We start from the raw sequence: 26556 nt of genomic DNA, 5'->3' as shown, positions 1-26556 counted from the left end.
ACCGCCGCCAACGAACCGCCCGTGGAAACCCTGGTCGCGGCTCAGGCGGCGAGGGCCTCCTCGACGGTGGGATGGCAGGAGATGACCTGGTCCAGGGCGACCATGTGCAGGAGCCGCCGTACGGGATCCCGGGCGCCCGCGATGCGCAGCCATCCCCGCGCCTCGCTCACCTCGTGATGGGCGGCGACCAGGACATTGACGCCGCTGGAGTCCATGAAGGTCACACCGCCGAGATCGACCACGGTCCGCACGGCCGCGCCCCCGCCGGGCAGCAGCGCCTCGGTGAGCTGCTCCTTGACCGTGTGGTCGATCTCGCCGCGCAGAATCACCACCCGGACACCGTCGACGGACGTGAGGTCGATCGACAGCCGGTCCGGACGGGCTGCTCCATGGGTGTCTGTCACCGCTCGTGTCCTCGACTGCTCTCGCTGGTGAGTGCTCGGGTTCCGACAGGATGTACATCGACACCCTGCCACGATGGTACGGCGAACAGGTGTTCAATGCCTGGGTCTATCTCAGGGAGCATGTGAGCCATGGTGCGGGGTACGCGCAGGCAGGTGAACGGGGGATTGAAGTGGACCCGGCGGAATCAGTTCCTGACGGCGAGGGCGGTGTGATGCCTGACGTCGCTCCGATCCAGGACACCGTCGCCCTGGACGGCGACGGGTCCTGCATCGCTCAGGCGCGTCACAGCGCGGTTGACTTCCTCACCCGTGTCCGGGTCGAGCACGGTCTGCCGGTGTCGGCGCGCGCGATGGAACTGACCCAACTGGTGGTCAGCGAGCTCGTCACCAACGCGCGCAAGTACGCTCCCGGCCCGGTGCTGATGGAGCTGCGCATCTCCGGCGCGATGGTCGAGGTGGCCGTGTGGGACAGCGATCCCGTCCTGCCGGTGGCCCGCGCCGCCGACCCGGGACGGGTGGGGCAGCACGGGCTGGAGATCGTGATGGCCGTCGCACACGGCTTCGAGGCAAGGCGGGAACCGGTCGGCAAACGCATCACCGTCCGCATCGCCCTGCCCGACGAGCTGGGCGGAGACATCACCGGCGGCCACGCTCAGTAGCGACGATTCGACCGGTCGCGACGCCGTGCCGTGTCGCACATCGGGTGATGTCGCCGAATCTCGGGGAAAAAGTTGCGGCAGCCGATGGGAGGTTGTCGTGGAGCGTGGAGACCTGGAACTGGGCGAGTTGCTTGCCGCCGCGGAGGCGGCACCGCCCGGTGAGTCCGTCGACGTGGTGGCACGCGATCTGCAGAAGCGGTTCGGTGCGGAGCATGTCTCCTTCCTGTTCGCCGACCTCATCGGTCAGCGGCTGGTACGTCTCGCCGCGACCGGCGGCGATGTCGCGGACCGCGCCGAGCCGATCGACCTGCACGGCACCGTCTACGACAGCGTGCTCCGCGGCCAGCGCCAGCACGTGGAGCCGGAAGGACAGGACGGACTGCGGGTCGTCACACCGGTCACCAACCGCGGTGACTGCGTCGGCCTGCTGGAGGTGACCCTCCAGTCCGCGGACGACACGGTGCTGCGACAGGTCCGCGACGCGGCCCACGCGCTGGCCTACATCATCGTCACGGACCGCCGCTTCACCGACCTCTACCACCTGGGCCGGCGCACCACCGAGACCAGCCTCGCCGCCGAGATCCAGCACCAGCTGCTTCCCTCGGCGCCCTGCTGCGAGGCCGCCCAGTTCACCCTCGCCGCCGGACTGGTCCCCGCCGACGACATCGGCGGCGACACCTACGACTACACCCTCGACCGCGACACCCTGCACCTGTCCATCACCGACGCCATGGGCCACGACACGGACTCCGCCCTGCTGGCCACCCTCCTGGTCGGCGCGCTCCGCCGGGCACGCCGCAGCGGCTGCGACGCCCTCAAGCAGGCCGAACAGGCCCACCAGGCGCTGCTGCGCCACAACTGCGGCCTGGCCACCGGACAGCTGCTGTGCGTCGACCTCGAAACCGGCCTCTGCGAGCTGGTCAACGCCGGCCACCCCTGGCCCCTGCTGCTGCGCGACGGCACCGTCGAAGAGGTCCACCTCGCCGTCAACCTGCCGTTCGGCGTCGCCGCGCCCATCCCCTACCGCGTCCAGGAACTGCGCCTGCGCCCCGGAGACCGCCTGATCCTGCTCACCGACGGTATGCAGGACCGCGGGGCCGCGGCCGTCGACCTGGTCGCGCTCGTCCACGAGACCCGCGCCCTGCACCCCAGAGAGGTCGTGCGCCGACTGACGGGCGCGGTCCTCGACGCCTGCCGGGGCAACCTCACCGACGACGCCACCGTCCTCGTCCTCGACTGGCACGGCGACCACCGCCGGTCCGCGCCGGAGGAGACCGCTTCCCGCGCGGCTCCGCGCATGACCGCCGGTGAGCGGGCAAGGCGGCGGGAGTGACACGCCTCGCCGTCGTCGTGCTGACCCTGGTGACCGCCTGCCTGGCCTCGGCCGCAGCGGTCATCTCCTCGCCCTACTGGTGGGCGGTCGCCGTTCCGCTCGTCTGCGTGGGTGCGCTCGGCGCGTGGGACCTGGCACAGCGCCGGCACTCCGTCCCGCGCAACTACCCGGCCCTCGGCCACACCCACACCGGCCCCACCGGCGTCACCACCCAGGACCCCCGCCGGGCCCGCGCCCTCGACGTGCGGGACAAGACGGACCGCGTCCGGCGTTTCCAGGAGGCCACCGTGGCCGGCGCCCCGCAGATCATGGCGGCCATGGGGGTCACCGACCCGGCGCAGCTCTGGCGTGCCGCCGACCCGGACCGCTTCACCGTCTGACCTGGAAGCCTCCGCGCGCCGCGTTCTCCGCGGGCCGAGCGGGCACGAAAAAAAATCGTGAGGTCGCAGGAATGCGGGTCGGACGCCTGGGTATGCGCGTGCTTGCCGGACCGAAGCCGGCGAGGACGAGGGCACCGACTGGGAGGGGCGGATGATGGCGACGGCCGTACAGACCACTGGACGGACGGCGGACGTTCCGGAGATCGCGGACCCTTCGAAGGTCGCGCCGAAGGACGCGCGCGAGCTGTCGAAGCTGTTCTTCGACCAGCTGGCGGTACTCGAGGAGGGCACACCCGAGTACCAGTACGCCCGGAACACACTGATCGAGATGAACATGTCCCTCGTCCGCTACGCGGCCGGCCGTTTCCGCAGCCGCGGGCCGGAGGAGATGGAGGACATCGTCCAGGTCGGCATGATCGGCCTCATCAAGGCGATCGACCGGTTCGAGCTGTCCCGCGAGGTCGAGTTCACCTCCTTCGCGGTCCCCTACATCGTCGGTGAGATCAAGCGGTTCTTCCGGGACACCTCGTGGGCCGTCCATGTGCCCCGCAGGCTCCAGGAGGCCCGGGCCCAGCTCGCCCGCGCCAACGAGGAACTGCAGAGCCGCCTCGGCCGGACGCCGACCACCAAGGAGCTCTCCGAGCTGATGAGCCTGCCGGAGGACGAGGTCGTCGAGGCGCAGCTCGCCTCCAACGGCTACAGGTCGGCCTCCCTGGACGCGGCGATCACCGGCAGCGAGGAAGGCGAGTCGGCGCTGGCGGACTTCATCGGCGACGAGGACGCCTCCTTCGGGCTGATCGAGGACTTCCACGCCCTCGCCCCGATGATCGCCGAACTCGACGAACGCCACCGCAAGATCATCCACTGGCGGTTCGTGGAGGAACTCACCCAGGCCGAGATCGGCGAACGCCTCGGCATCTCCCAGATGCAGGTCTCCCGTCTGATCTCCCGCCTCCTGTCCCGCCTGCGCGAAGGCATGCTGAACGGCGCCTGACCCGCCCGAGCAGGACGGCTCGGCGGGCGCCCGGCCGGCGGGCGCCCGTCAGCCCACGTGCACACGCGGGCGCCGGGCCCGGTCAGGTTCGGCCTCGCGGAGGACCTCCCGGGTGACCGGGGCGACCTCGCCCTGGCCGAAGAGGAAGAACCGGAGGAAGTTGGCGAAGGGGGTCCCCTCCGTCCACTCGAAGTAGATGTGGGGGACGGCGCCCGTGCTGTCCCGGACGTGCAGGAGCAGCGCGGCCAGGGCGTTGGGGACCGAGGAGGACTCCAGCGTCAGCACGCGGTAGCGGTCGTGCAGCACCTCGCCCCGGACGCTCAGACCCGTCTCGAACTCCGAGGGGTCCGTCACCGTCACCTCCACGAAGACGCAGTCCTCGGCCCCGGGGACATCGTTGTCGTGGCGGATCTGCTCGATCTTCTCCCGGTACTCGGTGGTGTCCCGGCTGTCGGGCTCGTTGGCGATGAAGCGGATCCCGCGGTGGGCGATGTCCCGGACGAAGCGTTCCGCCACCTCGTCCAGCTCCACACTCGTCACGCGCAGTTCGAAGGCGCGCGCCAACCGGGAGAGGAGCGAGACGAGGACGATGCCGGCGATGAAACAGGCGCCGATCTTCACACCGTCGGGGCGTTCGACGACGTTCAGGACGGTCGTGTAGAGGAAGACCGCCGAGATGATCGCGAAGGCGATCGTCCAGGTGCGCTGACCGGCCTTGCGGGCCGCGATGGTCACCGCGATCGCGGCGGAGGAGATCAGGACCAGGACGCCGGTCGCGTACGCGCCGCCCTGCGCGTCCACGTCCGCGTCGAAGATCCAGGTGACCAGGAAGCCGACCAGGGTGAAGACGATCACCATCGGGCGGACGGCGCGCGCCCAGTGCGGGGCCATCCCGTACCGGGGGAGGTAGCGCGGCATCAGGTTGAGCAGGCCCGCCATGGCGGAGGCGCCCGCGAACCACAGGATCGCGATGCTGGAGACGTCGTAGACCGTGCCGAAGGTGTTGCCCAGGTAGTCGTGGGCCAGGTAGGCCAGGGCACGCCCGTTGGCGCTGCCGCCCGCCTCGAACTCCTGCTCCGGGATGAGGAGGGTGGTGATGAAGCTCGTGCAGATCAGGAAGACGCTCATGATCACGGCGGCGGCCGTCAGCAGCCGCTTGGTGTCCCGGATCCGGCCCGCCGGGTTCGCCTCCGTGTCGCCCGGGTCGCCCTGCACGTGCGGCATGACCGCCACACCGGTCTCGAAGCCGGACAGGCCGAGGGCGAGCTTGGGGAAGACGATCAGCGCCACACCGATCATGACGAAGACATTGCCGTGTTCGGCGGTGAGGGCGGTCGACCAGTCCGTGACGACATGGCCCTCGGTGGCGACGTGCCACAGACCGGTCGCCACGACCACGGCGTTCAGCGCCAGATAGACCGCCACCAGCGCCACCGCGACACCGATGGCCTCCAGGAAGCCCTTGAGGAACACCGCGCCGAGCAGGGCGATCAGCACGAGCGTGATCAGGACCTGCTTGTCGTGCAGGGCGTGGGACAGGTGGGGGTTCTCCACCAGGTGGGTCGAGGCGTCGGCGGCGGACAGCGTGATCGTGATCAGGAAGTCCGTCGCCGCGAAACCCAGCAGGGTCAGAACGAAGAGCTTGCCCTTCCAGAAGGTCAGCAGACGTTCCAGCATGGCGATGGAGCCCTCGCCGTGGGGGCTCTCCTCGGCCACCCGCCGGTACACCGGGAGCGCGCCGGCCAGGGTGACGATCACCAGGACGATCGTCGCGATCGGGGAGAGCAGACCGGCCGCCAGTGCCGCGATGCCCGGCTGGTAGCCGAGCGTGGAGAAGTAGTCGACGCCCGTCAGACACATCACCCGCCACCAGGGCTGACCCCGGTGCGCGAACTCCGCCCCGGGTCCGGGCTCCGGCCGTGCGTGCGGTGCGGGCCGGCCGCCGTTCTTGCCCAGGTCGGACAGGCCCTCCAGCATCCACGCGCGCAGGCGGATGGTACGGGTGGCCTCCGTGGCAGCCATGAAGGAGCTCCTGACGTGCGGTGATACGAACAGTTCCGGCCATCGGAAGACCGCCGCATCAGCGTAGGCAAGGAGTGAACCCAAGGCCATGGCAAACGGGGCAAGGCGGCGTCAAGACCGCGTTAAGGACTGCGCCGGCCCCGGCCGGCCCCGCCCGGCCGGAGCATCTGGCTCGCCGCCAGCTCGCGGTAGAGCGGGCTGCCGGCCAGCAGCTCCTCGTGACGTCCGCCCGCGACCGCGCGGCCCTCGTGCAGGAGGACGATGTGGTCGGCGTGCTGCACGGTGGAGAGCCGGTGCGCGATGACCAGCAGGGCGCACTCCCGGGCGACGTCCTTCATGACCCTGGTGAGCGCCGACTCGTTGATCGCGTCCAGATGGGACGTGGGCTCGTCCAGCAGGAGCAGCGCCGGGCGGGCCAGCAGCGCCCGGGCGATGGCCACGCGCTGGCGTTCACCCCCGGAGAGGGTGCTGCCCCGTTCACCGATGACGGCGTCCAGGCCGCCGGGCAGCCGGTCGGCGACCTCGTCGAGCCGGGCCAGTTCCATGACCCGCCGGATCTCCGCCTCCGTCGCGTCGGGCACGGCGTACGCGATGTTGTCGCGCAGCGTGCCGTGCACGACGTGGGCGTTCTGGTCGACGACGGCGATACGGCGGCGGCACGCGCCCCGGGTGAGCCGTGTGGCGGGCAGCCCGTCGAAGAGCACCTGGCCCGCGTCCGGCTCGTAGAACCGCGCCACCAGGGAGAACACCGTGCTCTTGCCGGCTCCGGACGGCCCCACCAGTGCGACGTGCTGCCGGTGCGCGACGGAGAACGACACCCCGCGCAGCACCGGCCGACCGGGCGCGTAGCCGAAGTGCACGTCGCGCAGGGCGAGGGCGGGCCCGGGCTCGGGAACCCCGGCCCGGGGGCGCGGCGCGACCGTCGGGGCGGGGGCTTCGGTCACCGTCCGCACCGGTGGAGCGGCCAGGTCCGGGAGGGGCCCGGTGGGTTCCACCGGGAGCCGCAGCGCCCGGTCGACACGCTGGTACGCGCCCATGCCGCGCTGGATGAGGCCCGCCGCGTGGAAGACGGATGACAGCGGCAGGGCGAGGTAGGAGGCGTACAGCAGGAAGGCCACGAGGTCGCCGAGGGACCCCGCCTGGCCGTTGACGCGCAGACCGCCGACGACCAGGACGATGAGGAAGGAGCCCTTGACGGCGAGTTCGACGGCGGGGCTCATGACCGACGCGAGCTTCGCGGTGCGCACCCCCGCCCCGTAGGCCGCCTCCACGCGGGTGCCGATGCCCGCCGCCTCGCGTTCCTCGGCGCAGTGCGCGCGGACCATCGGCAGGGCGCCGAGCGCCCGTTCGAGGTCGGCCGCGATGGCACCGACCGAGTCCTGCATGTGTTCGGACGCGCGCCGGATGCCGGTGAGGAGCGAGCCCACCACCAGCGCCGCCGCGGTGACGGTGACGGCGACCAGCAGGAGCAGCAGCGGGTCGAGCCACGCCATCAGGACGATCGCCCCCGCGGCGACGAGACTTCCCGTGACCAGGTCGACGAGGGCCTGCGACACCACCTCACGGAGCAGGGTGGTGTCGGAGGTGACGCGGGCGATGAGGTCGCCGCGCCGATGGCGGTCGTACTCCCTCATCTCCAGCCGGAGCAGCCGCCCCACCAGCCCGTGCCGAAGCTGCCGTACGACGCCTTCGCCCATCCGCTCCAACAGGAAGCCCCCCACGGCTCCCGTCGCCGCCTCGGTGGCGAACAGGGCGGCGAGCAGAGCCAGCAGCGGCCAGATGATCTGCCCGCGCCCGCTCGCGTCCACGACCTGCTTGGCGACGAGCGGCTGGGCCAGCCCCAGGGCCGAGCCGACGAGGGTCAGGACGGTGGCGACGGCCACGGCGTCCCGGTGCCCGGCGGTGAGCCGGTACATCTGGGCCACCGCCGCCCGGGTGGACCTGCTCCCCTCGGCGGCCGGGGCCCGGCCGCCGCTCGTGACCGTCGCCCCGGTCATCGGTCCGTCGGCGGAGCCGGGGGCGCCACGGCCACCAGCCGGGCGAAGTAGCCCTCGGGCACCCCCTCGCCGACGGGACGGCCCTCCGCCTCGATCCAGGCGTGCGCGGTGAAGGGCGGCACGACCCGTACGCCGGTGCACCAGGTCGGCCACGTCCCGCCGAGCCGGCACAGCAGTGCCGCCCCCAGGGAGCGCGGCAGGCACCCCTTGGGACCCGCGCAGTACAGGCTGGCGGCGCACATGGCGTCGCGCGCGTTGCCGGCCTGCCGGGCGGTGGCGGGAGCGGCGCCGCGCCGCAGGACGCCGAGGACGGAGCGGATGTGCCGCGGTGGCAGGAGGGCGAGGGCGACGGCCGGGAGCAGGACGAGGCGGGCGGCCAGACGCCGGGCCGCGGGCACACCGGTGGGCCGTTCCAGCGCGCTGGGCGTCGTCATGAGGCCAGCCCCGAGCCGCGCAGCTGCCGTACCAGCGCCTCGACGTCCCGCCGGGCCTGTGTCTCGTCGATGTCGAACTCCCGGACCAGGGCGGCGGCCGCGTCCGCCTCCTCGCCCCCGTCCAGCAGCGTCCGGACCACGAGGGTCGCGGTCGGGTTCAACTCCCAGTAGGTGCCGGCCCGTTCGTCCAGCAGTACCGTGCCGTAGTCGGTCTCGGCCGTGGAGACGTCGGCGCCGAACCGCAGGGGCATGTGAGGACCTTTCTGATGGGGGCGGAGGGTCAGGGCTGGGGAGCGTGGGCGCGGCCGGGGGCGAGGCCCCGCAGCCACACCTCGGCGGCGATGGTGGAGTAGAGGATGGCGTCGGACAGGCCCGGCGAGGCGGGCCGCAGGGCGAGGCGGCGGAGCGCGGCCGCGTCCACCAGACCCAGCTCCGCCAGCCGCGACTCCTCCCACAGGGCCAGCAGGTCGGCCCGGTGTTCGCGCAGCCCGTTCGACGCGTCCATGGAGGCGGTGGCCTTGGTGGCCCGTCGCAGACAGGCGTCGGGCACGATGCCGCGCATCGCGGCGCTCAGGACGGGCTTGTACCGCCAGGGCGTGACCCGTTCGCCCGGGCGGACCGCGAGGCACGCCTCGATGACGCGGTCGTCGAGGAAGGGGGAGGCCATCGGCAGTCCGGCGCGGGCCGCCATCCGGTCCCACTGCCGGATGACGCGCGCGCACGACCGGATCTGCTCCAGGTCGCTGTGCAGACCGCGGTCCGGATGCAGCGGTGACACCGTCGCCGCCGCCCGCAGCAGTGCCCGGCGGGCCATGCGTTCCGCCTCGGGAGTCACCCAGTCGAAGAGACGGGGCGCCATGCCCCAGCCGAGTCCCGTCGCGACGGACGAGGGCGACGGATCGCGCAGCCGGCCGGCGGAGTCCGCGAGCCAGTCCCGGTACGACCGGGAGTCGGCGAGCGCGCGGGCCGTGCCGCCGAGCGGCCACTGCCACAGCGCCCGGAACCCGCGCAACTGCCGTACGGCGAACAGCGGCCGGGTGCGCAGCAGCCGGTGGTAGTAGGCCTCGGAGCACCAGGCCACGTGGTCGCCGCCGATACCGGTCAGATGAAGCCGGCTGCCGCGCGCGGCGAGGCCCGGCAGGTGGTGCAGGACCCGGGAGCGGTCCATGACTCCGACGGTGGGTTCGTCGAGCAGGTCGTCGATGCCGAGCAGGTCCTCGTAGACGAGCGGTGACGCGTCGGCGTCCCAGACCACGTGCTCGACGTCGGGGAGGTGTGCGATCGCCTGCTCCGCCCAGTACAGGTCGGTGTCCGCCGGATCGCGTCCCGGCCACGTACTGGCCACCACGCGGGCGGGGGAGCGGTCGGCCAGGAAGCACACGGACGTCGAGTCCAGACCCCCGGACAGATCGCAGCTGACCACACCGCCCCGCCCGGTACGGGCGTCGACGGCCTCCCGCAGTGCCTCCCGCACGAGCGGCGCCGAGTCGGCGAGCGGCCGGACCGGCTCCGGCGGCGACCACCACCGGCTGTGCCGTGCGGTCCGCCCGTCGGCGGCCACGACCAGGGCGTCCTGCGGGGGTACGGCGGTCACGGCACGCCACAGGGACGTCTCGAACAGGGGGTAGGGGGCGGGCCAGAGCAGCCGCACGGCCAGCTCCTCGACGTCCGGGTCGAGGCCCAGGAGGGCGGCCAGCGCGTCGGCGCGGGTGGCGGCCACCCGCACGCCGTCGATCTCGGCGTGGAAGACCAGGCGGAGCCCGGACGCCGTGCCCTGGACCCTGATCCGTCCGTCGAGGGCGGCGACCAGATGGAAGCTGCCGGGAAGGGAGCGGGCCAGCGCGTCGACCTGGGCGAGGTCCCGTAAGCGCGCCGCTCTGCGGCGCAGTTCGTCGGCGTCGACGGGGCAGCAGCCGATCACGGCGAGGGCGGCGGTGCCGGCGCTCGCCGTGACGACCTCGTCGTCGTGCCAGTGGCCGACCAGCCAGGGCCGGCCCGACGCGTGCGTGAGGGTCCGGCTTCCGGGGCGGGCGAAGGAGCGGGCCACGGCGGCCGCGTCCGCACGGTCGGTGAAGACCGCGAAGTGCGCGTCGCCGGGGCCCGTCCCCGCACTTTCGTGCAGTTCAGTCATGACGTCGGGTCAAGGACCGTCGATCGTCAGTTCTTGCTCAGGATCAGCCGGTCGTTGCCCGAGCGTCCGAGGAGCCCGGTCTCCTTCCGGAACGTGCCGAGCCGGACGAGCGTCGGTGCCTCGTATGCCTTCTTCATGACCACTCCTCACGTCACGCCAGATGGCGGTTCCCTGCCACCTCCCCGACCGACCGGTTCCGGGACTGCCCGGCATGCCGACGGTCCGCCCAGGGCTCATCGGGAGCCCCGGCCAGGAAGTGGCGCAGCACCTAGCAAGCTGCAGACCGTGAGCCTCGGGCAAGAGCGTTCGCGAAGCTCAGCTAATATGGACAATTCCCTTTCCTGGGGGGCGTGCGCCCCTCTCCGCATGCGTGCGCGGGACGGCCGTCGATTGCCGGTGTTCCGGCGTCGGCCCCCCGTCGGACGCCCGGCGACCTGGGGCCTCACCGAAGCCCACCCCTCATCCCAAGGTGCGCTCGACGGCTGTCCCGGACGGCGGCGCCGGGCGCACTCTCGCGGCCGGGACGTGCGCCGCTTCCCTGTATTTGCCCTCGATTTCCCTCGCCGGCGCCATGGACCGGAGGGCAGGGCGCCGTCTCGCCGGAGCGGAGCCGTGGCATTCGGTCTCGTCCGGGGTGTCGGCTCCTCCGTGTACACGTCCGGTCAAAAGCGGTATGGCATACGGCAATTCATGGCTCACGCATTCAGTACCGAACAACAACCGAACAACAGCGCTGTACCTCGTGGGCACTTCGTAGGGTCCTTGCACCGGCGGAAAGGGCGATGCCCCTTCCGCGCCGTGACTTGGAGGAGATGCCGGGATGAGCAATGTGGAGATCTCGCTGAAGGAGATCATGACGTCGATCGAAGGCGCGTTAGGGACCGCGCTGGTCGACTACACGAGCGGTATGGCGCTGGGCACCATGGGGGGTGGGAAAGACCTGGACCTGACCGTCGCGGCGGCGGGCAACACGGATGTGATCCGGGCCAAGACCCGCACCATGGAGCACCTGGGCCTCACGGGTGAGATCGAGGACATGCTGATCACGCTCGGCAGTCAGTACCACATCATCCAGCCGCTCAAGGGCCGCGCCGGCAACGGCCTGTTCCTCTACCTCGTACTCGACAGGGGCAAATCGAACCTCGCCATGGCTCGCCATCAACTCAAGCGCGTCGGAGCGGATCTCCACGTATAGAAAATGCCGCGTATCACGGCCTCGTATGCCCATGACTTGAAGACTTCTTCAACTGGGAATATCCAGATGAGGTCAAAGCCATGGGTGTACGGGGCCGGATCGGCGAGGATTGACGCAGCACGCGGCGTCGGCCCCCGTCGAGCCGTCCGCGGTGGCAGCTGGGCCGCCGCCGAGAGAAAGCCCGTCGAACGCGGCAGGGAGCGAGCGATTCTCATGCAGGTCCCCCTCTACCAGGCCAAGGCCGAGTTCTTCCGCATGCTCGGACACCCGGTGCGCATCCGGGTTCTGGAACTGCTGCAGAGCGGCCCTCTCCCCGTGCGTGACCTGCTCAGCGAGATCGAGATCGAACCGTCGAGCCTGTCCCAGCAGTTGGGCGTGCTCCGCCGATCGGGGATCGTCGTCTCCATCCGGGAGGGCTCCACCGTCAGCTACGCCCTCGCCGGCGGGGACGTGGCCGACCTGCTGCGCGCCGCTCGCCGGATCCTGACCGAATTACTCGCCGGGCAGAGCGAGTTGCTCGCGGAACTCCAGCAGGCGGAGTTCCAGCCGGCCCTCACACCGGGCGGAGCCGACCGTCACGCCTGACGCCGCCGACCGGCGCGTCCGACTCGTCGGGGGGCGAGCCGGGGCTGTACCGCGTGCCGCAGGTCGGCGGAGTGCGGTCCCCGGGATGTGGTGAAGTGGGGATCATGACGACGAGTGACGCGATCGTGGTGCCGGAGCTGTACGTCGGCTACCCCGGAGTGGCCTTCGGGGGCTATGTCGCCGGCGTGCTGGCGGAGAGGTCCCCGGCGAGCACGGTACGGGTGGACTTCCGCGGGCCGGTGCCGGTCGGCACGCCCGTACGCATCGCCGAAACGGCGGACGGCGGCGTGGAGTTGGGCGAGGCCGAGCGGCCTCTCGCCTCCGCCCGCCCCGCCGAGCTGCCGCTCGACGTGCCGACCGCGCCCTCCTGGGGCGAGGCGGCCGCCGCCGCGGAGAGGTTCCGCGCGACGCCGCCGCCGGGGGTGGCCGACTGCTTCGGCTGCGGCCTGCGCCCCGCCGACCGGGGGCTCCGCCTGTACTGCGGACCGGTGCCGGGCCGCGACGTGGTGGCCTCCGCCTGGACCCCCTCCCCGGTCTTCGCCGACCCGGACGGCCTGCTCCCGGCCCGCCTGGTCTGGGGCGCCCTGGACTGCCCGGGACACTGGGCGGGCCGCTTCCTCGGCACCCAGCGCCCCGGCGCGGTCACCGCCTCCCTCACGGGCACGGTCCTGCGCCCGGTCGCCGCGGGGGAGCGGTACGTCGTGCACGCGTGGCTGCTGTCGGAGACGGGCCGCAAGCACACCATGGGCGTCGCGCTCACCACGACCGGGGGCGACCTGTGCGCCACCTCCGAGTCGCTGTGGATCGACCCCCGGCCCGCCCCCTGAACCGACCGGCGAACCGACCCCGGCCCGGTACGCCGTCGGTCCTCGGTCCCCGGCCGTCGGTCCTCGGCTACGGCGTGTACGGGGCGTCGCTGTGGTGCAGTTCCACCATGGAGGCCCCGCTGACCTTGTACACGGCGGTACGGGTGAGGGTGACGACGGCCGCCGGATCGTCGTCGCCGCGTGTCCGGTAGACGACGGTCACCTGACGCGGTGTCCCGGCGGACGGGAAGGCGATGGAGACGACGGGCGTGCGGTCGCCGAGCTCGGCGGCGGCCGCGGGGACGGGGGTGCCGCCGTCGTTGCGCCATGTGACCAGCGTGTAGAACTTGCCCGTGCCGCCGGTCGAGATCTTCAGCGCGCCCACGGCGTCGGCCGCGCTGTCCCCGGTGATGTCACCGATGGCGCACTGCGATTGCAGCTCGATCACGACACCGTCCGGGCCCTCCCAGCGGCCCGCGCTGAGGGACGCACCCGCGATGCCGTACCCCTCCAGACCTCCGCCGTCCAGGGACGCGTTCTGCAACTGCGCGCAGGTCAGGGCCTTGGCGGCACCGCCTGCCGTACCGCTCGGCTTCGCGGACGGGGTCGTGCCGGGGGTGCCGGGCGCCTTGCTCGGGCTGCCGGGCGTCTTGCTCGGGCTGCCGGGCGTCTTGCTCGGGCTGCCGGGCGTCTTCGCCGGTGTGGGGCTCGCGGACTTCGACGCCTTGCCCGGCTTCTCGCCCCCCGCCGCCTCACCCGCGGGCAGGTCCTTCGGCCCACAGGCCACGACCAGCCCCGCGATCAGCCCTGCGGCGGCCATCTGGGACACCCGTCTCGCACATCCCCTGGATCGGTTCACTCGTCACTCTCCGTCGCGCTATGGCCCGGCCCATCCGCTGGGCACGGTCGGAGACGCGGGCGGGTGGTACACGGTTGCACCGAGTTGTCCCTGTTCTGTAACGCCCGGCAGGGGTCGCCCGACCGCGAGACGGGTCGCGCGACCGCGAGACGGGGCCGCACCCGGAGCCGGATCCCATGACCGTTCGGAGCATGGCCGTTCTGAGTAGGAGAACTCATGTCCGCCCGGACACGGGATGGCAGCCTGCGGTGCATGACAAGTGGCAGAGGTTCGCTGACGGCACTCCACCTTCTTCTGATCTGGGCGACGATGGCGGCCGCGGTGCCGACGCTCGGCTTCGCGCTGCTGATGGCGGGGTGGGGCGGGGGCACGGGGGCGGCCCTGTCGGCCCTCCTGGTGGGGCTGCCGCTGGCGGTGGTGCTGCTGGCCACGGCGGGTCTGCCGGCCCGTACGGTCGTGCCGATGTGCGCCTCCCTGCGGGGACGGTTCGGCTGGGCGGTCCTGGTGTTCGTCCTCGGCACGCTCGGCGTCCTGGCGGGGCTGGCCGCCTACGGTGGGGACGTCGACCTGGGGAGCGCCGGCACCCGGATCGCCCTGACGGGTGTGCCGTACGCCGTGGCCGCCGCGTTCTTCGTGCCGGACCGGTGGGTACGGACGGGCGCGCTGGCGGTGCTGGTGCTCGGTGTGGTGTACGGCGGCTTCGTCGGCCCGGAGCAGGCGGAGCGGCGCCGCGACGCCGCCGAGGTCGCGAGCTACCGGCAGCGTGCGGAACTGCTGTACCTGGGTGACGCGCCCGCCGGGATGCGGGTCTCCCGCGCCGTGCTCGGGCCCGCCTCCTTCGGCGTCGACTACCGCCCCGACGACCCGGACGTGAGCGGGTACGTGGGTCTGACGGTCCGCTCCGGGCTCACACCGTCGGCGACCTGCGCCCAGCTCGCGGCCAAGGACGTGACCTGCGCGGTCGACGCGCGCGGCGAGATGAGCGTGGTGAGCCGGCTCCCGGGTGGCGTCCGCGACATCAGGGTGATCCGACGTCACCACGGTGTGGAGGTCGAGGTCTCCAGCCAGTCCCTCGACGCACCCGGCCTGCGCCGTCTCCTGGACACCCTGCGCCCGCTGTCGGACACGGAACTGGAGCGGATGATGCGCGAGAAGACGATCATCCGGAGTTTCTGAGCGCGCTCTACGGGACGGTTGCTCTCGCGCGGTCGGCTACGGGAGGGCCTGTGCGCACCAGATCGTCTTGCCGTCGGTGGTGTGCCGGGTGCCCCAGCCCTGGGTGAGCTGGGCGACGAGCAGCAGCCCGCGTCCGCCCTCGTCGAAGGCGCGTGCCCGGCGCAGATGCGGGGCGGTGTTGCTGCCGTCGGAGACCTCGCAGATCAGGGAGGTGTCACGGATCAGCCGGAGCCGGATCGGCGGCTCGCCGTACCTGATGGCGTTGGTGACCAGCTCGCTGACGACCAGTTCGGTGACGAACGCCGCCTCGGTCAGACCCCAGCTCTCCACCTGGTCCACGGCGAACTGCCGGGCCTGCGGCACCTGCGCGAAGTCGGCCTCGACGTAGAGGTCGGCGACGTGGTGCGGGTCCAGCGCGTGCGTACGAGCCAGCAGCAGGGCGGCGTCGTCGGTACGGCGATCGGGGAGGAGCATGGCGTCCATCACCGTGTCGCAGAGCGTCTCGAGCGACGTGGCGGACGGATGCAGGACGCGCAGGAGTTCGGCGATCCGCTGGTCGACGTCGCGTTCGCGGCTCTGCACCAGTCCGTCGGTGTACAGGGCGAGCAGGCTGCCTTCGGGGAGTTCCACCTCGGTCGCCTCGAAGGGCAGCCCGCCGATGCCGAGGGGCGGTCCCGGCAGCGCGGGCAGGGGGATGCTGCTGCCGTCCGGGAAGACGATCAGCGGCAGCGGATGACCGGCGCTCGCGAGCGTGAAGCGGCGGGAGACCGGGTCGTAGACGGCGTACAGGCAGGTGGCGCCGGACTCGCCGGTCGGCTGGAAGTGGCCGCCGGGCTGGTGGTCGCTGGAGAGGTGGAGGACCAGATCGTCCAGATGGGTGAGCAGCTCGTCCGGCGGCAGGTCCACGTCGGCGAGGGTGCGCACCGCCGTGCGCAGCCGGCCCATGCTGGCCGAGGCGTGCAGTCCGTGCCCGACGACATCGCCGACGACCAGGGCGACCCGGGCGCCGGACAGCGGAATGACGTCGAACCAGTCGCCGCCCACCTCCGAGCCGCTCCCGGCGGGCAGGTAGCGGGAGGCCACCTCGACCGCCTCCTGGCTGGGCAGCCGCTGCGGCAGCAGACTGCGTTGCAGGGTCAGCGCGGTCGTGCGCTCGCGGGAGTAGCGGCGGGCGTTGTCGATGGCCACGGCCGCCTTCGCCGCCAGCTCCTCGGCCAGGATCAGGTCGTCGGCGGTGAACGCCTCGGGCCGGTCACGGCGGGAGAAGGCGACGACGCCGAGGAGCGCGCCGCGCGCCCGGAGGGGCACGGTGATCCGGCCGGTCAGCCCTGCCGCGGCGAGGGACTCGTCGATCACCGGGTTGCCCGGCGGCCAGTGGGCCGGGTCGGCGGCGAGCCCGGGCCCGAAGGCCCATTCGCCGCCCTGTCCGGATTCCTCGGTGAGCTCGACCGTGGACCTGCCGGTGGCCATGCAGCGGGCGGCCACGGATCCGGGTGCGTGGCTGACCGGCTGAGGGGTCCGGCTGACCGGCTCGCGGGTGTGACCCGGCGGCTCGGGGGCGTCGGGGCCGGGAAGGACGTCGTCCCGTGCGCTGTGCTGGGCGGCACGGCTCAGGGTGATGGTCTCGCGGGGAGTGAACGCGGGCGGCGAGGGCGGTTCCTCTCCGCGCAGCACCTCGTCGAAGAGGTCCACGGTGACCAGGTCGACGAAGCCCGGCACGGGAGTCCTGGCCAGCTCCTCGGCGGTGCCGAGCACGTCGAGGGTCCGGCCGATGCCGCCGCTGGCCTCGTTGAGGATCAGCAGGCGCTGCCGGGCCCAGTACTCGGCGCTCATGTCGAAACCCCAGTTGGCGACCGCGCGGACCTTGCCCTCGGCATCCCGGACGGGCCAGATGCTGGTGGCCCAGGCATTGGCGTAGTCACTGCCGCGCGGGCGGAAGACGGTGATGAGGCGCGTGGCCTTGCCCGTCCTCGCCACTGCGGCGAGCGCGTCGGTGTAGGGCTTGTCGTCCCGTTCGGGAAACAGCGCGCGGTCGAACTCGGGAAGCACCTCGCGGTACTTCTTGCCGAGCACTTGCTCCTCGGAGTGTGCGATCACCCGGCCGGAGGAGGCGTTGATCCACAGGAACCGCAGCTCGGGGTCGTAGACGCCCAGCGCGAAGGGGCACTGCTCGAAGGCCCGGTCGGCGATCACCGGGCGGCGACCCCAGCGCTGCACGGTCAGGACGTGGCCCAGCGCCCGGCTGCCGGTGCCGCGCAGGGGGTGGACCTCCACCACGGCGTCCACCGTGGAACCGTCCCGGTGGCGCAGGGGGACGAACCCCGCGGGGTCGGGGCCGACGCCATGGCCGTCCGGGAAGCCGGGGGGCGGGGGACCGGCCAGCAACTCGGTCACGGGCCGCCCGACGACGTCCTCCGCCGTCCAGCCCAGCAGCAGTCTGCCTCCCTCGCTCCAGCCGCTCACCACGCCGTCCGCGTCGACCACCACGGCGGCGGTGGGAGCGTCCTGCTTCCCGGGCATCTCCACGCGCCATGCCTCCGTCCGGACAGCCGGGCCCGCCGGGGCCGGGTTACCGGTCCCTTCGTCCACCCTAGATCCGCTCTCGCCGCTCGGCGCTTCGACGGGGCGTCCGGGCGTGACCCAGCGGCTACGCGGGGGACATCGTCCGGAGACCTCCCGCGTGGGCCTCGTGACCGGCTGCGAGTCGTTCGTCACGCGGTGGGCGGCCGCCTACGGCCCTGGCACCATGCCGGAGGAGACCTGCGGCCGGTGACCACGGACGTCACGGGCTGGTCCTCCCCGAGGCCGGGCACGGTGTGGCAAGTGCCGTCTCACGCAGGCAAGTTGGGGCGAGTCGTAGAGCAAATCCGATCACGAAGCGACCAAAGTCGGTCGTAGGATTGCCTCTTGCACCCGCACATCGCCGACGCCGAAGGGCGGACCCGGTCCGTGCGGAGGGTACCGGGGGGTACCGGGGGCAACGGGGGGTTTGGTGGGGGAACGAGCCGTGCCGGCAGGCGTGTTGCGGTTCATCGTGCTGCGGGCCTGGGCGCATCGCGCCCTTCTCGGCGCCGTACTGCTGACCGTGGTGTTGACCACGGCCGTCCTGGCCGCGCTCACCGCCTACTCGGGCGCGATCGGCGACGCGGCGCTGCGCCGGTCACTCGCCGAGGAGCGCACCGCCGCCGAGGCCGCCCTGGTGGTCAAGGCCGATGTACCGGCCGAGGGGCGGCGGGCGGCCGACGACGCCGTGCGGGCGGAGTCCCGCACCATCTTCGCCGGGCTGCCCGTACGGGTGCGGACCCTGCTGCGTTCCGGCCCCTACGCGCTGCCGTCCACACTGCGGCCGGCCTCCGAGCGGGGCGGCAACCCTGACCTCACGCACTTCGCGGCCGTGGACCGCACACAGGTGCGGACCGTCGCCGGGCGGCTCCCCCGTGACGCGGTGACCGCCGGGCCCGTCGAGGTCGCCCTCCCGCAGAGCGCCGCCCAGCGGCTCCGGGTGAAGCCCGGCGACCGGCTGACCGTCACCGACCAGCTGGACGGGCCGCCGGTGCGGCTGCTCGTCACCGGCGTCTACCGGCCGCTCGACCTCCGGGCGCCCTACTGGCAGCTGGACGACCTGGGCGGCCGCGGCGTGAAGGCGTCGAGCTACACGACCTACGGGCCCCTGCTCACCGCCCCCGGCGTGCCGACGTCGGGCCGGGTGAGCGTCGGGGCGTCGGGTTGGCTGGTCGCCGCCGACTACTCCGCACTGACGACCGAGCGGATCGGCGCGCTGCGCGAGGGCGTCCGCTCGGGCAGCGCGGAGCTGCGCGAGCGGCCCGAGCTCAGCGGCGCCACCGCGGCGGCCACCGGGCTGCCCGAGGTCCTGGACCGCGTCGAACGCTCCCTGCTCGTCACCCGGTCCAGCATGCTGATCGTCGCCGCCCAGCTCGGACTGCTCGCCGCCTGCGCCCTGCTGCTCGTCGCCGGTCTGCTCAGCTCCGAGCGCATGGCCGAGACCCGGTTGCTGCGAGCGCGCGGCGCCACCCGGGCACGCCTGGCGGGCCTGGCCGCGCTCGAAGCCGTCCTGATCTCCCTACCGGCGGTGGTGGCGGCGCCGCTGCTGTCGGGACCGCTGACACGGCTGCTCGTCGGACAGGGCACGCTGGGCCGGACCGGGGTCCACGTCGACCTGCCGGCCGCGGGCCGACCCGCGGTGTGGGCGGTCTCCGCCGGCGTGGCCGCGCTCTGCGCGCTGGCGGTCGCCGTCCCGGCGTGGCGGGCGTCCTTCGCGGGCGCCACGGCACGTGCCGCGGCGCTGCCCGCACCGCTGCGGGCCGGGGCGGACGTCGCCCTGGTCGCCGTGGCCGGTGTCGCCTTCTGGCTGCTCGGCGGCCGCAGCTCCGGCGCCGTCACCGCCGACCGCGAGGGCGTCCTCGACGTCGACCCGCTCCTGGTCGTGGCCCCCGCACTGGTCCTGCTCGCCGGAACGGTCCTGGTGCTGCGGCTGCTGCCCTTGCTGGCACGGGTCGGCGAGCGACTCCTCACCCGCGGGCGCGGGCTCACCACGGCCATGGTCGGCTGGCAGTTCAGCCGCCGGCCGATGCGCGGCGCCGGTCCGGTGCTGCTCCTGGTCATCTCCGTGGCGCTCGGTGTGACGGCGATCGGGCAGGGCGCCTCCTGGCAGCGCTCCCAGGCCGACCAGGCCGACTTCCGCGTGGGCGCCGACGTGCGCGTCCTGGCCCCCGCGGGCGACGGAGTGGGCCGCGGGGACGTCTACGCCCACCTCCCGCACGTCGACGCGGCCGCCCCCGCCGCACGGGGCACGGTGTCGCTCTCCGGCAGCCGCACCGCGACCGTCGTCGCCCTGGACACCGCGGAGGCGGCCGGAGTGGTGCTGGCACGCGGCGACCTGGCGGACGGTCCGCTGCTCACCGGGCTCGCGCCACGCGGAGCACCGTCCGGGGGCGTGGAGATACCGGCGGGCACCACCCGGCTCACCCTCACCGCCGCCCTGCACAGCGTCGTGCCGGGACAGGGCGCGGACGTCACCCTCACGCTGCGGGACCGCCACGGCACCTCCTACGAGCTACCTGCCGGCCACCTCGCCGCCGACGGCCGCCCGCACCGGCTGACCCCCGCACCGAACGGGACCCGGGGCCCGTTGACGCTGACCGGACTCGAACTGAGTACACAGCAGCCGATCGACCGCCCCCAACGGCACCGCCTCGTCCTCGACGCGCTGACGGCCGCGGCGGGCGACGGCGACGTCAGTCGGCTCACCCTGCCCACGACGTGGACGACCGCGATCGAGGCATACCCGCCCTCCGTCCCCGACGACGACGCCCGGGCGACCCCGCCCCGGATCGCCTCGACGGCGCCCGTCACCATGACGTACGCCACGGGGTACCAGCCGCCGGACATGTCGCCGCCCGCCCCGCCGTTGGAGATCCGGCTGAAGGTCGCCCAGCCCGAGGCGCCCGAGATCGTCGCGGTCGCCACCGACCGGTACCTCACCGCGTCCGGTGCGCGTGAGGGCCAGCGCGTGCAGGTGTCGTTCGAGGGCGGGTCGGTCCCCGTACGCGTCGTCCGCACCGCGAGCGCCCTGCCCACGACCGAGGCCACCGCGCGGGACGGCGGGGCCCTGCTGGTCGACCTGCGGGCCGTCAACCGCGTCCTGGAGGCCCGCCACGGGACCAGCCTGAAGCCCACCGAGTGGTGGCTGCGCACGACGGCGCCCGGTGCGACGGCGGCGGCCGTACGGGCCCTGCCCGACGTCGAACCGGAGCAGGTGATGGTGCGCGACGAGATGGCGGAGGAACTGCGCGACGACCCGTTCGGCGCGGCCCCGGAAGCAGCGCTGGTCGCGACGGCCGCGGTGACGGTGCTCTTCGCCTCCCTCGGCTTCGCGGTGAGCGCGGCGGGGGTGATCCGGGTCAGGGACGGCGAGTTCGCGGTACTGCGCGCCCTCGGGGCGCCGCGCCGTCGGCTCGCCCGGCTGGTGGCCGCCGAGCACGGCGTGCTGGTGGCCCTGGCGCTGCTGGTCGGCACGGCACTGGGCACGGTGCTGACGTACGCGCTGGTGCCCCTCGTCGTCCTGACCGGGCAGGCCACCCGGCCGCTCCCGCCGGTGCTGGTCGAACTCCCGCTCCCGCCCCTGGCCGCCCTGCTGGCCGCACTGGCGGCGGGCCCCACCCTGGTGACCGTGGCCCTCGCCCTGCGCCGGGCGCGGCCCGTGACGACCACTCTCAGGGACGAGGTGACCCAGTGAGCGCGCAGCCGGTGCCCCCGGGGGACAAGGGGGCGGGGGCGGTGCCACCGCAGGGCAAGGGGGCGGCGCCGCATGCGGGGGCCGGGTTGCGGACCCGGCTCAGGGCCTTCGCCGGTACCTCGGTGGCCCTCGCGCTGCTGGTGGCCGTGACCGCGGCGCTGGCCGCCGCCTACCCACGCGCCGTCGACCGGTACGGCGACGCGGGGCTGCGCCGGGCGATCGAGCGGGCGGCACCCGACCAGAGGACCGTGCAACTGCAGGCGCCGCCGCCCTGGTTGGAAACGATCAAGGAGATGGAGGTCGCGCTGCGCCCCGGCCCGCTGGCCGCGGCGAAGGCCGAGATCTTCGCCACCGCGACGGCGCCGCTGGTTCCCGACCCCGAGCAGTCCTCGTACGGTGTCCGCACCACGGTGCCCCTGGAGACGTCCGACCCCTGGCTCCCCAAGCCCTCCGGTCTGCCCGCCCAGCTCATGCTCGCCGCCCACCAGGACCTCACCACCCACGCCCGGCTCAGCGCCGGCCGGTTTCCGCGCGCCTCGCGCGAACCGGTGACCGCGGCGACGGCGCGGGTCGAGGCAGCCGTCACCGTGGACACGGCCCGAACACTCGACATCCGGGTGGGCTCAGTGATCCACGTACCCGGGGTGAAGCGTGCCCCGCTCGCGGTCCGGGTCACCGGGATCGTCGTCCCGCGCGCCCCTGCGAGCGCCTACTGGTCGGTCCAGCCACTGCTGCGCGAACCCGTGCTGAGTCACGTGCCCGACAGTCCGCTGAAGGAGGTGTACTGGCTCGGCGGACTGCTCCTCGCCCCCGACGCCGGCCCGGCCCTTCTCGGCACCCCCGGCTTCCCGGAACGCTACTGGCACGTGGCCCCCCGAGCCGGTGCCCTGCACGGCCATGACCTCGACCGCTTGGCGTCCGCCGTCGCCGCCTTCGAGTCGGGCCCGGGATTGCAGCACCTGCGGGCGGTCGTCGACGACCGCCTGGAGGCCCGGACCCATCTCGACGAGGTCCTCGCGGACCACGCCCGGCTGCGGTCGGGGATCGAGCCGCTGGTGCTCCTCGCCGCCGTCGGGACCGGCAGTCTCGCCGTCATCGTCCTCGCCATGGCCGGCGGCGTGGCGGCCGACCGCCGGCGCACGGAACTCGCCCTGCTCCGGGCCCGCGGCGCCTCACTGCCCGGCCTCGCCGGGCGGCTGCTGGCGGAGACGGCGGTGGTGGCGCTCCCGGCCGGAGCCCTCGGACTGACCGCCGCACTGCTCCTCCTGCCCGGCGCCCGCACCGCGCCCGCCGTCGCCGCCGCCCTCGCCGTCACCCTGCTCGCCTGCCTCGCGCTCCCGCTGCGCGCCGCGGCGGCGCACCGCGAGGTACGGACGCACGACGGCAGGGAGGACCTCACGGCGAGCCGGCCGTCGCGCCGCCGGACGGTGGGGGAAGCGACCGTACTGGTGATCGCGGCGGGAGCGGTCGCCGCGCTGCGCCGCCAGGGATCCGGCGGCACCGCTCTGGTGGCCGCCGCCCCGCTGCTGACCGGCGTGGTCGCGGCCCTGCTGCTGGCCCGTCTGTACCCCCTGCCGCTGCGCGCACTGAGCAGGGCGGCCGCTCGCCTGCGCGGCCTGGTGATCCCGCTGTCGTTGGCCCAGGTGGCCCGCGCCCCCGGCTTCGCCGTGTTGCCGCTGCTCGCCCTGCTCAGCGCCCTGACGACGGCCGCGTTCGGTGGCTCGGTCCTGGCCGGGGTCGCGGAGGCCCGCGACCGGGCCGCGCTCCTCGACGTCGGCGCCGACGGCCGCGTCGAGACCGCCACCGGCCCATTCCCGCGCGCCCTGCCCGAGCGCCTGCGGCAGCTGCCCGGCGTACGGGACGTGACGGCGGCCGGCGTCATCCACGAGGCGAAGCCCCAGCAGAGCTCCCAGCCCGTACCGCTGGCCGGTGTGGACCCCGCCGCCTACGCTCGGCTCTCGCACCGCACGGGGCTGGGGTCGTTCGACGCGGCGAGCCTCCGGCACGAGGACGCCGACGGGACGGGCGGACGGACGTCGACCGCCGACCGGCCCCTGCCCGCCATCGCCTCCCCCCGCGTCGCCGAGGAGTACGGCACCGGCCCGTACGACGTCCTGCTCCCGGACGGCACCTCCGTCACCGTCCGGATCGTCCTCGTCCGGGAGCACACCCCGGCCGTGATCAACGACGACTTCCTGGTCGTGGACCGGACCGGCCTTCCCCGCGAAACGGCACGCGCGACGACCCTGCTGCTGACCGGGGACACCCTGAACGGCCGGGCGTTGCGCGAGGCGGCGAACGGCACGGGAGCGGCCGTCCGGCTGCGCGCGGAGGAACGCGCGCGGTACGTCGACTCACCGCTGCAGTCGGGTGCGGAACGCCTGTACGGCGTCGCGGTCGCCGCGGGCGCTGGCTACGCGGTCCTCGCCCTGCTGCTGACCGTGCTGCGCACCGCGCCCGAACGCGGCGCCCTGCTCGCCCGCCTGCGCACGATGGGCATGAGCCGGTCCCAGGGCCGGCGGCTGCTGATCCTCATGGCCCTCCCGCAGGCGGTCCTGGCCGCGGCCGGGGGCGTGCTGACCGGCTGGGCCGGCATCCGCCTGCTGTCGCCCGGCATCGACCTCGCCACCATCGCCCTGGCCTCCCCGGCCGGCCGCGAAGGGGCTGCGCTGCGCACCGACCCGCTCTCTCTGGCGGTGCCGGCGCTCACTGTGCTGATCCTGGCCGTCGCTGTGCCCGCCGGCCAGGCATGGTGGTCCGGCCGGCGAGGCTCGGTGCGCGATCTGAGGCTGGGGGACAGCTAGAAGTGGGCGACAACCGGACAGTGGCAGACCACCAGGCAGTGGCAGACCACAAGGCAGTGGGCGACAACCAGGCAGTGGGCGACAACCAGAGAGCGGGCGACAACGAGATGCGGAGCAGTCGATGACCAGCAGCCCGACCTTCCACGAGCTCGCCGACCGTGCCCTCGCCGCGCGCGCCGCCGCCGCCTACGGTCACGACGCCCTGATCACCTGCGACCGGGTGGTGCGGATCTTCACCGCCGACGGCGTGGAGGTCCAGGCACTGCAGGGCCTCGACCTCCTCGTACGCAAGGGGGAGCTGATGGCCCTGGTCGGGGCGTCGGGCAGCGGCAAGTCGACCCTGATGAACATTCTGGCCGGGCTAGACAGACCCACCGCCGGCGCGGCCCGCGTCGCCGACCACGACCTGGTCACCATGTCCGCCAAGGAGCGTCTCGCCTACCGTCGCACGACCGTCGGCTTCGTCCGGCAGCAGACCTCACGCAACCTCCTGCCCTATCTCACCGCCGCGCAGAACGTGGCCCTGCCCCTGCAACTGGCCCGAACCCGGGGTGGGCGCCGCGCCCGGGCGGACCGTGCCATGGAACTGCTCGACCTGCTGGACGTCGCCGACTGCCGTGACCGCCGGCCGCACCAGATGTCCGGCGGCCAGCAGCAGCGTGTCGCCCTCGCGGTCGCCCTCGTCAACGATCCCGCGGTCCTGCTCGCCGACGAGCCCACCGGCGAACTCGACTCCCACACCGCCGAACAGGTCTTCGCCGCGTTCCGCACCGCGAACGAGGAACTGGGGACGACCATCGTGATCGTCACCCACGACCAGTCCGTGGCCACCGAGGTCCGCCGTACCGTCGCCATCCGGGACGGCCGCACGTCGACGGAGGTCCTGCGCCACAGCGAGGTCGACTCCGCCACCGGGCAGGAGAACCTGGTCGCCCGCGAGTACGCCATGCTCGACCGGGCCGGCCGCCTCCAGCTGCCCGCCGAGTACACCCGCGCCCTGGGGATGCGCGACCGCGTCGCCCTGGAACTGGAGCCCGACCACATCGCCGTCCGCCCGGACGACAACCGCGACGGCCGTGACAACCGCGATGACCGTGACAACCGCGACCGCCGTGACGGCCACGACAACCGTGACGGCCACGACTACTCGGCCTAGGACTCGGTGACCTCGCCGTCCTTGAGCTCCAGTACACGATCGGCGAGGTCGAGGAGGGTCGTGTCGTGGGTGGCCACGAGGGCGGTGATCTGCTCGCTGCGGACGACCGCGCGCAGCAGTTCCATCACGGAGTGCCCGGTCTCCGCGTCCAACTGGCCGGTCGGCTCGTCGGCGATGAGGATCGAGGGACTGTTGGCCAGGGCGCGGGCGATGGCGACGCGCTGACGCTGCCCGCCCGACAGCTCTCCGGGGCGCTGCGCGGCTTGGTCGGCGAGCCCCACCAGTGACAGCAGCAGATCGACCCGCTCCTGCCGCTCGCGAGGGTCGGCCCGCCGCAATCGCAGCGGCATGCCCACGTTCTCGGCGGCGGTGAGGATGGGGATGAGCCCGAACGACTGGAAGACGAAGCCGATGCGCTCCCGGCGCAGCGCGAGGAGGGCGTCCTCACCCTGGTCCCCCAGGTCCAGCCCGTCGACGGTGACGCGCCCGCTGTCCGGCTCGTCCAGACCGCCGACGATGTTGAGCAGGGTGGTCTTGCCCGAGCCCGAGCGCCCCTTGAGCGCCACGAGTTCCCCCTGGGGGACCTCGAAGGAGACACCGCGCAACGCGTGCACGGCGCTCGCGCCTCGACCGTACGACTTGTGTACATCGGCCACTCGCAGCATGGCCGCGGCGGTCACCGCCTGCCCCATCACGCCCCCGTAAGCTCCCCTGATCCCGCGGCGCTCAGTGTCTCACCCGCCCGCACGACCAACAAAGGGCCCCGAGCCAGGGCGACTTGGGGGCGGACGTCGGACCGGCCCGTCGTCCGTGGAGGTGTCGGCGGTCGCGCGGAACTCCTCCAGGACGTCGAGGAGCCCGGTCCCGCCCCACAGCGCCAGACCCAATGCGGCGACGCCCATGGCCGTCATGTGGACGGCACCCGGGAGGTCCCGGTGCGCGAACGCCCGCATCACCGACTGGTCCCCGCGCGCCCAGGCCCGCGTCGCCTCGGCCATGGCGAACTCGTAGTGGGGCGGGGCCGCGGCGGAGACCATGTCGGTGCGCCGGACAAGATCGTCCGGCGTCCGGTGCCTGCCCGCCGGCTGCATGATGCCGACGGGGGAGCGCAGCAGACCGTTCAGGACGGCGTACACCTCCTCCCAGCCCCTCGCGTCCAGCCCCGCGAGCGCCTCGCGAACCGCGACGGCGTCGGTGCGGGCGTAGCCCCGGACAGCGTCCAGGGCCACGTCGTAGGGGGCCTGTGCGCCGCGTCACTCATGCGTCCGACCCTAGGCCCTGTCGTCAAATTCCCACCTACCCCGCGACGCCATGCACGTGCTCTCGACGCACCGGGCCCCGACCCGAGTACGTCCAGTACACGGG

21 protein-coding genes and 1 pseudogene are annotated in these 26556 nt (G+C 73.3%); 11 read left to right on the top strand and 11 right to left on the bottom strand.

Annotated elements, in window-relative coordinates:
* Positions 1 to 41: 41 nt before the first annotated feature.
* The gene (locus ACZ4Z2_RS31470) at positions 42 to 404 is read right to left on the bottom strand and encodes an STAS domain-containing protein (protein WP_468080646.1); all 363 of its coding nucleotides are present in this window, start codon (positions 402 to 404) and stop codon (positions 42 to 44) included.
* A gap of 212 nt (positions 405 to 616) precedes the next feature.
* On the opposite strand from ACZ4Z2_RS31470, the gene ACZ4Z2_RS31465 reads away from it, so the two are divergent.
* The 4 genes and pseudogenes from ACZ4Z2_RS31465 (at position 617) to ACZ4Z2_RS31450 (ending at position 3770) form a co-directional block, all read left to right on the top strand.
* On the top strand, positions 617 to 1063 hold the full coding sequence (locus ACZ4Z2_RS31465) for an ATP-binding protein (RefSeq protein ID WP_468080723.1): 447 nt from the start codon (positions 617 to 619) through the stop codon (positions 1061 to 1063).
* 97 nt (positions 1064 to 1160) lie between these two features.
* Entirely contained in the window at positions 1161 to 2396 is a 1236-nt protein-coding gene (locus ACZ4Z2_RS31460; RefSeq protein WP_468080645.1) for a PP2C family protein-serine/threonine phosphatase, read from the top strand.
* A gap of 179 nt (positions 2397 to 2575) precedes the next feature.
* Positions 2576 to 2776: pseudogene (locus ACZ4Z2_RS31455) on the top strand (glutamate synthase-related protein); the annotation flags it as partial.
* A gap of 151 nt (positions 2777 to 2927) precedes the next feature.
* Positions 2928 to 3770 carry an RNA polymerase sigma factor SigF gene (locus tag ACZ4Z2_RS31450; RefSeq protein WP_468080644.1) on the top strand — a complete coding sequence of 281 codons (843 nt, stop codon included), beginning with the start codon at positions 2928 to 2930 and terminating at the stop codon, positions 3768 to 3770.
* A 48-nt stretch (positions 3771 to 3818) separates the two neighbouring features.
* On the opposite strand, the gene ACZ4Z2_RS31445 is transcribed toward ACZ4Z2_RS31450, so the two are convergent.
* The 6 genes from ACZ4Z2_RS31445 to ACZ4Z2_RS31420 all read right to left on the bottom strand — a co-directional run bounded on the left by ACZ4Z2_RS31445 (position 3819) and on the right by ACZ4Z2_RS31420 (position 10491).
* Positions 3819 to 5792 carry an APC family permease gene (locus ACZ4Z2_RS31445; protein ID WP_468080642.1) on the bottom strand — a complete coding sequence of 658 codons (1974 nt, stop codon included), beginning with the start codon at positions 5790 to 5792 and terminating at the stop codon, positions 3819 to 3821.
* A gap of 122 nt (positions 5793 to 5914) precedes the next feature.
* Positions 5915 to 7789: an ABC transporter ATP-binding protein gene (locus tag ACZ4Z2_RS31440; protein ID WP_468080640.1), complete on the bottom strand. Its 1875-nt coding sequence runs from the start codon at positions 7787 to 7789 to the stop codon at positions 5915 to 5917.
* Complete coding sequence (locus ACZ4Z2_RS31435) at positions 7786 to 8223, bottom strand: lasso peptide biosynthesis B2 protein (RefSeq protein ID WP_468080639.1); 438 nt, start codon at positions 8221 to 8223, stop codon at positions 7786 to 7788. Before ACZ4Z2_RS31435 ends, ACZ4Z2_RS31440 begins: the two co-directional genes overlap by 4 nt.
* A complete protein-coding gene (locus ACZ4Z2_RS31430) occupies positions 8220 to 8474 on the bottom strand; it encodes a lasso peptide biosynthesis PqqD family chaperone (protein WP_468080637.1) in 255 nt (84 codons plus the stop codon). The genes ACZ4Z2_RS31435 and ACZ4Z2_RS31430 overlap by 4 nt, the downstream gene beginning before the upstream one ends.
* A 29-nt stretch (positions 8475 to 8503) precedes the next feature.
* A complete protein-coding gene (locus ACZ4Z2_RS31425) occupies positions 8504 to 10354 on the bottom strand; it encodes a lasso peptide isopeptide bond-forming cyclase (protein WP_468080636.1) in 1851 nt (616 codons plus the stop codon).
* 26 nt (positions 10355 to 10380) lie between these two features.
* Positions 10381 to 10491: a keywimysin-related RiPP gene (locus tag ACZ4Z2_RS31420; RefSeq protein WP_107102704.1), complete on the bottom strand. Its 111-nt coding sequence runs from the start codon at positions 10489 to 10491 to the stop codon at positions 10381 to 10383.
* 683 nt (positions 10492 to 11174) lie between these two features.
* On the opposite strand from ACZ4Z2_RS31420, the gene ACZ4Z2_RS31415 reads away from it, so the two are divergent.
* The 3 genes from ACZ4Z2_RS31415 to ACZ4Z2_RS31405 all read left to right on the top strand — a co-directional run bounded on the left by ACZ4Z2_RS31415 (position 11175) and on the right by ACZ4Z2_RS31405 (position 12961).
* Entirely contained in the window at positions 11175 to 11549 is a 375-nt protein-coding gene (locus ACZ4Z2_RS31415; protein ID WP_468080634.1) for a hypothetical protein, read from the top strand.
* Between the two features lie 213 nt (positions 11550 to 11762).
* On the top strand, positions 11763 to 12134 hold the full coding sequence (locus ACZ4Z2_RS31410) for an ArsR/SmtB family transcription factor (RefSeq protein WP_468080633.1): 372 nt from the start codon (positions 11763 to 11765) through the stop codon (positions 12132 to 12134).
* A gap of 104 nt (positions 12135 to 12238) precedes the next feature.
* Positions 12239 to 12961 (top strand): PaaI family thioesterase, encoded by a 723-nt coding sequence (locus ACZ4Z2_RS31405; RefSeq protein ID WP_468080632.1) that lies wholly within the window; start codon positions 12239 to 12241, stop codon positions 12959 to 12961.
* A 67-nt stretch (positions 12962 to 13028) separates the two neighbouring features.
* Here ACZ4Z2_RS31405 and ACZ4Z2_RS31400 read toward each other — a convergent pair whose 3' ends face one another.
* Positions 13029 to 13760 carry a hypothetical protein gene (locus tag ACZ4Z2_RS31400; protein ID WP_468080631.1) on the bottom strand — a complete coding sequence of 244 codons (732 nt, stop codon included), beginning with the start codon at positions 13758 to 13760 and terminating at the stop codon, positions 13029 to 13031.
* A gap of 291 nt (positions 13761 to 14051) precedes the next feature.
* Here ACZ4Z2_RS31400 and ACZ4Z2_RS31395 point away from each other — a divergent pair, with 291 nt between their 5' ends.
* The gene (locus ACZ4Z2_RS31395) at positions 14052 to 14975 is read left to right on the top strand and encodes a hypothetical protein (protein WP_468080629.1); all 924 of its coding nucleotides are present in this window, start codon (positions 14052 to 14054) and stop codon (positions 14973 to 14975) included.
* Positions 14976 to 15011: 36 nt separating this feature from the next.
* Here the strand turns inward: ACZ4Z2_RS31395 and ACZ4Z2_RS31390 are convergent, their stop codons facing one another.
* Positions 15012 to 17495 carry a SpoIIE family protein phosphatase gene (locus ACZ4Z2_RS31390; protein ID WP_468080721.1) on the bottom strand — a complete coding sequence of 828 codons (2484 nt, stop codon included), beginning with the start codon at positions 17493 to 17495 and terminating at the stop codon, positions 15012 to 15014.
* Between the two features lie 487 nt (positions 17496 to 17982).
* Here ACZ4Z2_RS31390 and ACZ4Z2_RS31385 point away from each other — a divergent pair, with 487 nt between their 5' ends.
* The 3 genes from ACZ4Z2_RS31385 (at position 17983) to ACZ4Z2_RS31375 (ending at position 25191) form a co-directional block, all read left to right on the top strand.
* The gene (locus ACZ4Z2_RS31385) at positions 17983 to 21231 is read left to right on the top strand and encodes an FtsX-like permease family protein (protein ID WP_468080628.1); all 3249 of its coding nucleotides are present in this window, start codon (positions 17983 to 17985) and stop codon (positions 21229 to 21231) included.
* Entirely contained in the window at positions 21228 to 24035 is a 2808-nt protein-coding gene (locus ACZ4Z2_RS31380; protein WP_468080627.1) for an ABC transporter permease, read from the top strand. Before ACZ4Z2_RS31385 ends, ACZ4Z2_RS31380 begins: the two co-directional genes overlap by 4 nt.
* Positions 24036 to 24156: 121 nt before the next feature.
* Positions 24157 to 25191, top strand: a complete 1035-nt coding sequence (locus ACZ4Z2_RS31375; protein ID WP_468080626.1) for an ABC transporter ATP-binding protein — start codon at positions 24157 to 24159, stop codon at positions 25189 to 25191.
* Here the strand turns inward: ACZ4Z2_RS31375 and ACZ4Z2_RS31370 are convergent.
* Together ACZ4Z2_RS31370 and ACZ4Z2_RS31365 are read right to left on the bottom strand one after the other, a co-directional pair.
* Complete coding sequence (locus ACZ4Z2_RS31370) at positions 25188 to 25883, bottom strand: ABC transporter ATP-binding protein (RefSeq protein WP_468080624.1); 696 nt, start codon at positions 25881 to 25883, stop codon at positions 25188 to 25190. The two genes, ACZ4Z2_RS31375 and ACZ4Z2_RS31370, sit on opposite strands and share 4 nt — an antisense overlap.
* 42 nt (positions 25884 to 25925) lie before the next feature.
* A complete protein-coding gene (locus tag ACZ4Z2_RS31365; RefSeq protein WP_468080622.1) occupies positions 25926 to 26420 on the bottom strand; it encodes a hypothetical protein in 495 nt (164 codons plus the stop codon).
* Positions 26421 to 26556 lie beyond the last annotated feature (136 nt).

The sequence above is a fragment of the Streptomyces sp. NPDC030183 genome, from assembly GCF_055573455.1.
The sequence above is the reverse complement of the archived record's forward strand: the minus strand, read 5'-3'. Positions and strand labels throughout refer to the sequence as shown.

What these genes read in the sequence shown, in the direction of transcription:
- ACZ4Z2_RS31465 (WP_468080723.1), top strand. Translation starts at nt 617, where the DNA reads ATGCCTGACGTCGCTCCGATCCAGGACACCGTCGCCCTGGACGGCGAC.
- ACZ4Z2_RS31450 (WP_468080644.1), top strand. Translation starts at nt 2,928, where the DNA reads ATGATGGCGACGGCCGTACAGACCACTGGACGGACGGCGGACGTTCCG.
- ACZ4Z2_RS31445 (WP_468080642.1), bottom strand. Translation starts at nt 5,792, where the DNA reads ATGGCTGCCACGGAGGCCACCCGTACCATCCGCCTGCGCGCGTGGATG.
- ACZ4Z2_RS31440 (WP_468080640.1), bottom strand. Translation starts at nt 7,789, where the DNA reads ATGACCGGGGCGACGGTCACGAGCGGCGGCCGGGCCCCGGCCGCCGAG.
- ACZ4Z2_RS31435 (WP_468080639.1), bottom strand. Translation starts at nt 8,223, where the DNA reads ATGACGACGCCCAGCGCGCTGGAACGGCCCACCGGTGTGCCCGCGGCC.
- ACZ4Z2_RS31430 (WP_468080637.1), bottom strand. Translation starts at nt 8,474, where the DNA reads ATGCCCCTGCGGTTCGGCGCCGACGTCTCCACGGCCGAGACCGACTAC.
- ACZ4Z2_RS31425 (WP_468080636.1), bottom strand. Translation starts at nt 10,354, where the DNA reads ATGACTGAACTGCACGAAAGTGCGGGGACGGGCCCCGGCGACGCGCAC.
- ACZ4Z2_RS31420 (WP_107102704.1), bottom strand. Translation starts at nt 10,491, where the DNA reads ATGAAGAAGGCATACGAGGCACCGACGCTCGTCCGGCTCGGCACGTTC.
- ACZ4Z2_RS31415 (WP_468080634.1), top strand. Translation starts at nt 11,175, where the DNA reads ATGAGCAATGTGGAGATCTCGCTGAAGGAGATCATGACGTCGATCGAA.
- ACZ4Z2_RS31410 (WP_468080633.1), top strand. Translation starts at nt 11,763, where the DNA reads ATGCAGGTCCCCCTCTACCAGGCCAAGGCCGAGTTCTTCCGCATGCTC.
- ACZ4Z2_RS31405 (WP_468080632.1), top strand. Translation starts at nt 12,239, where the DNA reads ATGACGACGAGTGACGCGATCGTGGTGCCGGAGCTGTACGTCGGCTAC.
- ACZ4Z2_RS31400 (WP_468080631.1), bottom strand. Translation starts at nt 13,760, where the DNA reads ATGGCCGCCGCAGGGCTGATCGCGGGGCTGGTCGTGGCCTGTGGGCCG.
- ACZ4Z2_RS31395 (WP_468080629.1), top strand. Translation starts at nt 14,052, where the DNA reads ATGACAAGTGGCAGAGGTTCGCTGACGGCACTCCACCTTCTTCTGATC.
- ACZ4Z2_RS31390 (WP_468080721.1), bottom strand. Translation starts at nt 17,495, where the DNA reads ATGCCCGGGAAGCAGGACGCTCCCACCGCCGCCGTGGTGGTCGACGCG.
- ACZ4Z2_RS31375 (WP_468080626.1), top strand. Translation starts at nt 24,157, where the DNA reads ATGACCAGCAGCCCGACCTTCCACGAGCTCGCCGACCGTGCCCTCGCC.
- ACZ4Z2_RS31370 (WP_468080624.1), bottom strand. Translation starts at nt 25,883, where the DNA reads ATGGGGCAGGCGGTGACCGCCGCGGCCATGCTGCGAGTGGCCGATGTA.